This window comes from Ventrimonas sp. (assembly GCF_048380235.1).
GTDB lineage: Bacteria > Bacillota > Clostridia > Lachnospirales > Lachnospiraceae > Brotaphodocola.
Genome location: NZ_DBFCCJ010000024.1, coordinates 24215 through 30532 on the forward strand (window position 1 = coordinate 24215; position 6318 = coordinate 30532).

5 protein-coding genes and 1 riboswitch are annotated in these 6318 nt (G+C 49.2%); all 5 genes read left to right on the forward strand.

What is annotated here, in order from left to right:
- Positions 1 to 58 precede the first annotated feature (58 nt).
- The 5 genes from ACMP1L_RS04240 (at position 59) to ACMP1L_RS04260 (ending at position 6181) form a co-directional block, all read left to right on the forward strand.
- On the forward strand, positions 59 to 415 hold the full coding sequence (locus ACMP1L_RS04240) for an Hpt domain-containing protein (protein ID WP_418452086.1): 357 nt from the start codon (positions 59 to 61) through the stop codon (positions 413 to 415).
- A gap of 7 nt (positions 416 to 422) precedes the next feature.
- The gene (locus tag ACMP1L_RS04245; RefSeq protein ID WP_418452087.1) at positions 423 to 2405 is read left to right on the forward strand and encodes a diguanylate cyclase domain-containing protein; all 1983 of its coding nucleotides are present in this window, start codon (positions 423 to 425) and stop codon (positions 2403 to 2405) included.
- Positions 2406 to 2529: 124 nt separating this feature from the next.
- Positions 2530 to 4041 (forward strand): putative basic amino acid antiporter YfcC, encoded by a 1512-nt coding sequence (yfcC, locus tag ACMP1L_RS04250; protein WP_418452088.1) that lies wholly within the window; start codon positions 2530 to 2532, stop codon positions 4039 to 4041.
- Between the two features lie 25 nt (positions 4042 to 4066).
- Positions 4067 to 5422 (forward strand): MATE family efflux transporter, encoded by a 1356-nt coding sequence (locus ACMP1L_RS04255; RefSeq protein WP_373244971.1) that lies wholly within the window; start codon positions 4067 to 4069, stop codon positions 5420 to 5422.
- 24 nt (positions 5423 to 5446) lie between these two features.
- Positions 5447 to 5549, forward strand: a riboswitch (THF riboswitch).
- 56 nt (positions 5550 to 5605) lie between these two features.
- The gene (locus ACMP1L_RS04260; protein ID WP_118732145.1) at positions 5606 to 6181 is read left to right on the forward strand and encodes a folate family ECF transporter S component; all 576 of its coding nucleotides are present in this window, start codon (positions 5606 to 5608) and stop codon (positions 6179 to 6181) included.
- Positions 6182 to 6318: the final 137 nt, after the last annotated feature.

Consider the following 6318-nt stretch of genomic DNA (forward strand, 5'->3'; position numbering starts at 1 on the left):
ATACTGTTATATATGAAGACAACAGATACAAATATTGAAATCAATCAGAGGGAAAAGAATGACAACAAAAGAGTGCTATGAGGAAATCGGATCCAATTATGAGAGCGTATTAGGCAGATTTGGCAGCGAGGCGCTGGTGAAGCGCTTTGCACTGAAGTTTTTAAAAGATCCAAGCTACGCGGAATTAAGAGAGGCGCTGGAGGTACGTGACGCAGAACGTGCATTTCGTGCGGCTCATACGTTAAAGGGAGTTTGTCTGAATCTGGGATTTGACCGCCTGTATGAGATCAGTGCGGCCATGACGGAAGATCTTCGCGGCAGGGATATCAATGGCGGAGACCGCTTATTTCCGGAACTTACCACGTGCTACGAGCAGTTAACAGACGTAATCCGGGAGCTGGAAGCGGAGGCATGAGCTGCATATGAATTCACTTTATAAAATGACAGAGCAGCAGGCAGAGGAGCGGATGCAGCTGTACCGGGAAATCTTTACGGTTGTACGTCTCCTGGATGCAGGAGATCTCCGGCTGTCTGGAAGCAATGAGGGCAGAGAATACCAGACCGGCAAAATAGAACATTGCAGCTGCTATGAGTATTGGGAGAAAAACGAGCCCTGTGAAAACTGTATTTCCAGAAAGGTCTATCAGGACCGGAAACAGCGGACCAAGCTGGAGTACAAAGGAAATGAACTGTATGAGGTGACAGCCCGTTTTGTGGAAGTAGATGGAAAGCCCTGTGTGATGGAGCTGGTGCGCCATATGGATGGAGAGCTTCTGATTGATGCGGAAGGCCGGGAGAAACTTCTGAACCGTCTTACCGGCTATCACGACGAGCTCTATATCGATGCGCTGACGGGGGCTTATAACCGCCGTTATTACGAGGACAAGATCAAGACTTCTGTCCAGAAGGGCGGCATTGCCATGATCGATCTGGATGATTTCAAGCTCTATAACGATACCTGCGGGCATGATGCCGGTGATGCAGTTCTCAAAACAATAGTGCTGATGATCCGCAGCTGCATCCGTGATGCGGATTCTCTGATCCGCTATGGTGGAGATGAATTTCTTCTTCTGATGCCGGACATCAGCCGCGATGAGTTTGAGGAATGCCTTCAGAGGACAAAACAGAAAATCCATGAGTCAGAGGTTCCGGGCTATACGCAGCTGAATCTTTCTGTCAGTACAGGCGGTGTACTGATGGACGGAACAGAAACGGTAGAGGATGCGGCTGTCCGGGCAGATAAGCTCATGTACCGGGCAAAGAACCGGAAAAATATGGTAGTCACAGCCGGAAGCGGGGAAGAGACTCAGCAGCAAAGCCAGGACGGGGAAGAAGATAAGAATATCAAGCAGCAGATCCTTATCGTAGATGATTCCGCGCTGAACCGGGAGATCCTTTCGGAGATGCTGCATTCAGATTTCCGTATTCTGGAGGCGGAGAACGGAGAACAGAGCATATCTGTGCTGGAACAGTACGGAACCGGGATTGCACTGATCCTGCTGGATATCGTGATGCCGGGAATGAACGGATTTGAAGTGCTGGAATATATGACCAGGAACCACTGGATCGAGGAGGTGCCGGTCATCATGATTTCCAGTGAGAATTCAGAATCTTACATCCGGAAAGCCTATGAGCTTGGTGTCTCCGACTACATCAGCCGGCCCTTCGATGCCCGGGTGGTATTTCAGCGTGTTTTTAACACCATTAAGCTGTATGCAAAGCAGCGCCGCCTGATCAGGCTGGTTACCAATCAGATTTATGAGAAAGAGAAGAATAACCGCATCATGGTAGCTATCTTAAGTCAGATCGTGGAGTTCCGTAATGGGGAGAGCGGACTTCACGTTTCCCACATCAACCAGCTGACAAATCTGCTTCTGGAACGTCTGGTGCAGAAAACGAAGCAGTATCATTTCTCCAGGGCAGACAGAGAGCTCATCGCAACGGCGTCTGCGCTTCATGATATCGGAAAGATCGGTATTGATGAAAAGATTCTGAACAAGCAGGGAAAACTGACAGCAGAAGAATTTGAGATCATGAAGACCCACACGCTGATAGGAGCTACCATGCTGAAGCATATGACGGTCTATCAGAATGAAGCTATTGTAAAGATCGCGTGCCAGATCTGCCGCTGGCACCATGAACGCTATGACGGAATGGGTTACCCGGATGGACTAAAAGGTGAAGAAATTCCAATCGTAGCCCAGGTGGTTTCGATCGTCGATGTGTACGATGCGCTGGTGAGCCCTCGTGTATACAAAAATGCGTATTCGCACGATATGGCTATGCGCATGATCCTGGATGGAGAATGCGGCGTGTTTAATCCGCTGCTGCTGGAATGCCTGGAGGAAATCCAGGATAAAATCCATGTTTATTATGCTCCTCCGCATGGAGCGACACGGGATTAGCGGTGAAGGTATAGAGACGGGGGATAGAGACAGTGATCCCGTCATTTACAATTTCTTTGCGTTATGTTATAATTTTTTGTTGCGACTCGTTGACTATATTATTGAAAATGAAGGGGAACTACAAATGGAAAAGAAAAAGAAGTTTCAGATGCCGCATACGTACATCATCATTTTTGGTGTAATTCTGTTTGCAGCAATCCTGACCATGTTTATCCCGCTGGGTAAATATGAGACAAAAGAAATCACCTACACCATGAACGGAGAGGAAAAGACCAGAACCGTTCTGGATCCGGACAGCTTTGAGTATGTTCTGGATGAGAATGGAAACAGGGTGACAAAAGTTGCGCCGATCTTCGGTACGGAAGACTTTGGCGGTCAGGGTATTTTAAATTATGTATTTGAGGGTCTGACAACCGGAAATAAAAATGGCACCGCAGTCGGTATCATTGCGTTTATCCTGGTTGTTGGCGGATCATTCGGTATCGTGCTGAGAACCGGCGCGGTGGAGAGCGGTATCATGCGCGTCATCAGCATGACAAACGGCAAGGAAATCTTTCTGGTGCCGATTCTCACCGTACTGTTTTCCCTGGGCGGTGCTGTGTTCGGCATGGGAGAGGAAGCCATTCCGTTCGTTATGATCCTGGTACCAATGTTCATTGCCATGGGGTATGATGCGGTAGTTGGCATCATGTGCAGCTATGTGGCTACCCAGATTGGATTTGGTACCTCCTGGCAGAACCCGTTCGGCCTGGCAGTGGCCCAGGGTATTGCCGGAATCCCGGTTATGTCAGGCGCATGGTTCCGTATCCCGTTATGGATCATCTTCACTGCACTTACCTGTGTGTTCACCATGCGTTACGCGGCAAAGGTGAAAAAAAATCCGAAGCTCTCCGTTGCATATGAGTCTGATCAGGAATACCGAGAGGACTTTGAGAAGAACGGCAAGGCAGATATTCCGTTTACATTTGGACATAAGCTGGTGCTTCTGACCATCCTGATCTGCATGATCTGGACCATCTGGGGCGTAGTAACCCAGGGCTACTACATTCCGGAGATCGCTTCCCAGTTCTTTGTTATGGGTCTTGTTTCCGGTATCATCGGTCTGATCTTCCACTTAAACGGCATGCAGATCAACGACATTCCGCGGGCCTTTGACCATGGTGCGGCAGACCTTCTCGGTGCGGCCATGTGCGTAGGTATGGCACAGGGAATCATCATCATTCTGGGCGGTACCAGCGCGACCGACGGAACCGTACTGAATACCATTCTGTATACCATCAGCAATGGCATGAAGAACTTCCCGCCGGTGATCTCTGCATGGCTGATGTATGTGTTCCAGTCTGTCTTTAACTTCTTCGTGGTATCCGGTTCCGGCCAGGCAGCCCTGACGATGCCGATCATGGCTCCGCTGGCAGACCTGGTTGGGGTAGAACGGCAGGTGGCTGTTCTGGCATACCAGCTTGGTGACGCATTCACTAACTTTATTGTTCCGACCAGTGGATGCCTTCTCGGCGCGCTGGCAGCAGCAAAGCTGGAATGGGGACAGTGGGCAAAGTTCCAGATTAAGTTCCAGGGCTTCCTGTTTGTATTCGCATCTATTGCTGTAATTGTTGCCATGATGATCGGACTGTCCTAATCGGAAATGACAGGAGCTATTCGGCATGACAAATGATATGACCAGGGGAAATCCCGTACGTCTGATACTGGCATTTATGATCCCGACGTTTCTCGGGAATATTTTCCAGCAGTTTTACAATCTGGTGGATTCTGTGGTGGCCGGCCGTTATATTGGTGTGGAAGCACTTGCGGCCATCGGAAGTACCACATCTTTGATTTTTCTGGTTACCGGATGGCTGCAGGGTATCACCAGCGGCTTTTCCATTATGGTAGCCCAGTGCTTTGGTGCAGGGGACTATAAACAGATGCGCCGTTACGTGGCAATGTCTGTCTATCTGTGTGTAGCTTTTGTGGTTGTAATGACGGCAGGACTCATGATATTCAACGTACCGGTCCTCCGGCTGATGAACACACCTGATGAGATTCTGACTCCAACTGCAGCTTATATGAGCATTATTTATGCAGGTCTGTGTGTGACAGCGGCCTACAATGCCTTTGCCGCTGTGCTGCGGGCACTGGGAGATGGCCGGTCACCACTTTATTTTCTGATTATTTCCGCCGTGATCAACGCGGGGTTGGATGTCCTTTTTATTGTCCGGTTCCACATGGGAGTGGAGGGATGTGCCTACGCGACCGTTATAGCTCAGGGAATCTCCGCGCTCCTGTGCCTTGGCTATATCGTCTGGAAATTTGATATCCTAAAGCTTCAGAAGGTTGATTTCCGGTTTGACTTTTCCATGAGCCGGAGGCTTCTTTCTATCGGTGTGCCAATGGGACTGCAGTTTTCCATTACCGCCATCGGAACCATCATTGTACAGAGTGCTATCAATGTGTTCGGAGCAGATTACATTGCGGGCTATGCAGCAGCGGGAAAGCTGCAAAATATGATCAATAGCATTTTCATTGCCTTTGGTGCCACCATCGCGACATTCGTGGGACAGAACCGCGGGGCAGGCAAAATGGACCGGGTACATCAGGGCGTGAAGAATACGCAGATCATGATTCTGATCTCAGCAGCGGTATCGTTTCTGATCATTCATTTCTGCGCCGAAGAGCTCATGCTGATCTTTGTGGATGGTTCCCAGAAGCTGGTCATTGATGCGGCAGACCGGTATTTTATGGCTGTTTCCTGGGCTTATCCATTTCTTGGCAGCATTTTCCTCTACCGGAATGCGCTGCAGGGCATGGGCTATGGACTGGTGCCGATGCTGGGCGGTGTGTTTGAACTGCTGGCAAGAGGCGCGGTGGTTATGCTGGTATTACGTCTGGGCGGTGGATATGTGAGTACCTGCCTGTCAGATCCGGCAGCCTGGGTTTCTGCGCTGATTCCACTGATTCCGTATTATTTTTACAAAATGCGGAAATATTCTTCTTTACAGGAGAAAAAAACTGTGTTATAGTAGCACACAAAATAAAATACAGAAAGCAGAGTAGATCTGTGTGCGTTAAGTGCCAGCTGGACAGGGAGTTGCCGGCAGGACGAAGAAGCCGCCTGGTTTCGCGGTACACGGATCGCATCCCGCTGCGAAGAGGATATATTATCTCCTTTGTAGTTGAGAATTCTGCAAAGGAGGTAATTTTTTATGAAGAAATTTACAGCTTTGTTCAGGGATTCCATGGAAGAATTCAAGCATGTGAATACGGTCACAGTCATGGCCATGTTTGCAGCTATTTCGGTAGTACTGGGGTATTTTACCCTGGTGCTGGGAGACTATTTGAAGATTGGCTTTTCCACCATTGCGAATCAGTTTGTATACTACCTGTTCGGTCCTGTGGCAGGCGGTCTGTTCGGCGGAGCTCTTGATATTTTAAAATACATCATTCGCCCGACCGGAGCCTTTTTCCCTGGTTTCACCATCAGCGCCATGGTGGGCGGTGTTCTTTACGGCTGTTTTCTCTATAAGCGTCCGATCAGCTTTTGGCGGGTGCTGGCGGCAGAACTGACCGTATCCATCATCTGCAATATGCTTCTCGGAACCCTGTGGCTGAGCATGCTGTATGGAAAAGCATTTATGGCGCTTCTGCCGATGCGGGTATTTAAAAACATCATGATGTGGCCTGTCAATTCCATTCTGTTTTATACCATCGGAAAGACTCTCGAAGCATCCGGAGTATTCCGGTTGCTCAAAACCGTGGGACGGAAACGGGCTGCACTATAAAAATTTGCTTCATAAAACCAAATAAGGTCCGAAGTTCCGGGGCGGTCATACAGAACCGCAGACACTGAGTGGAATTTTGTACTTCGTGCGCTCCGCCGCCTATTGCCAGACCTGCGACCCAAACTCGTGCGCTTTGC

Excerpts from the sequence above, each read along its gene's own strand:
- ACMP1L_RS04255 (WP_373244971.1), top strand. The coding sequence starts at position 4,067 with ATGACAAATGATATGACCAGGGGAAATCCCGTACGTCTGATACTGGCA.
- ACMP1L_RS04245 (WP_418452087.1), top strand. The coding sequence starts at position 423 with ATGAATTCACTTTATAAAATGACAGAGCAGCAGGCAGAGGAGCGGATG.
- ACMP1L_RS04260 (WP_118732145.1), top strand. The coding sequence starts at position 5,606 with ATGAAGAAATTTACAGCTTTGTTCAGGGATTCCATGGAAGAATTCAAG.
- ACMP1L_RS04240 (WP_418452086.1), top strand. The coding sequence starts at position 59 with ATGACAACAAAAGAGTGCTATGAGGAAATCGGATCCAATTATGAGAGC.
- yfcC (WP_418452088.1), top strand. The coding sequence starts at position 2,530 with ATGGAAAAGAAAAAGAAGTTTCAGATGCCGCATACGTACATCATCATT.